Origin of the sequence: Microvirga tunisiensis (genome assembly GCF_009296175.1) — a bacterium.
In the GTDB taxonomy this organism is placed as follows: Bacteria; Pseudomonadota; Alphaproteobacteria; order Rhizobiales; family Beijerinckiaceae; genus Microvirga; species Microvirga tunisiensis.
This window is the reverse complement of record NZ_VOSK01000758.1, coordinates 1-1,356: the sequence shown is the minus strand read 5'-3', so window position 1 is coordinate 1,356 and position 1,356 is coordinate 1. Positions and strand designations below refer to the sequence as shown.

At 62.6% G+C, this 1,356-nt stretch carries 1 protein-coding gene; it reads left to right on the top strand.

Translation table 11 applies throughout. The features are described from left to right. Positions 1 to 404 precede the first annotated feature (404 nt). On the top strand, positions 405 to 1,356 hold a 952-nt coding region (ltrA, locus tag FS320_RS43435), incomplete at its 3' end, for a group II intron reverse transcriptase/maturase (RefSeq protein WP_338105706.1).

The following is a 1,356-nucleotide window of genomic DNA, read 5'->3' as shown; positions in this document are numbered from 1 at the left end:
TTTTTTCGGTGTGCCGAGCATGTTCGACAGCTTGGAAGTGTAAGTCTTCTACCCAGCCTGATGGCGGCGAAGGGTTAGCGAAGTGCAAGGGCGCCGTCGTGAGGCGGGGTCTGAAGGAAGCATGGAGCAAAACCGCGACCTGATGGACAAGAACCGGATATGAGGCCGCCCCGGCCGGACGAGCAGGCCGAAAGCTGCGAAGTCCAGGGTCATCAAAGACCGGGGTGGTAAATCCGGCAGGTGTGCGGGGAAGGCGGTCGAACTTACCTCGGGAGATCTCCACCATGTCCGGACCTCCGGACTGAGCGGGCCGCAAGGCCCGTGATCGTGGTGGAGAAGTCAGCAGACGGCATAGTAGGCCGCAAGGCCGAAGGCCCGAACGTTAGAGAGGGCAAGTAGAGCAGGTGTCTCGACGGACCAAGCGGCAGCAAAACCAACTTGAGTTGGCTTTCGGCGATGCGGCAGAGGGTGAAGCCCCGAACCCGCTCGCCGGAGGAGCCGAAGTCACGTCGGCGGCACCCGCCCCCGAAAGCCCAGCGATCCCGGTGGGATCAATGATGGAGAGGATTGTCGCCCGCGACAATCTGAAGAAGGCGCTGGCCCAGGTCAGACGCAACAAGGGCGCGCCCGGCGTTGACGGCATGACCGTCGACGATCTGGCCGCCCACCTGAAAGACCACTGGCCCGAGATCAGGGCTCAACTTCTCAACGGCACTTACCAGCCGCAGCCGGTGCGGCGTGTCGACATTCCGAAGGCATCAGGAGGCACTCGTGGCCTCGGCATTCCAACGGTACTCGACCGCTTCCTCCAGCAGGCAGTGATGCAGGTGCTGCAAGAGGATTGGGACCCGACCTTCTCGCCGTCGAGCTATGGGTTCCGGCCCGGACGCTCGGCGCATCAGGCCGTGGCCGCCGCTCAGCAGTTCATCGCTGACGGTTGCCACACCGTCGTCGATCTCGATTTGGAGAAATTCTTCGATCGAGTGAACCACGACATCCTGATGGGTCTGGTGGCCAAACGGGTGCAGGATCGGCTCCTGCTCCGGCTCATCCGCCGTTATCTGACGGCAGGTGTGCTCGTGGGTGGGATGGTCGATCCGATGGATGAGGGAGTCCCGCAAGGGGGGCCGCTCTCGCCGCTGTTGTCAAACCTCATGCTCGATGTGCTCGACAAGGAGCTGGAACGGCGCGGCCACCGCTTCGCAAGATACGCCGATGATTGCAACATTTATGTTCGCAGTCCTCGTGCAGGCGAGCGGGTCATGGCCAGCGTCACCCGGTTCCTCGAACGGCGCCTCAAGCTGAAGGTGAACACGGCCAAGAGCGCTGTCGCTTCTCCGACCGAGCGGAAGTTCC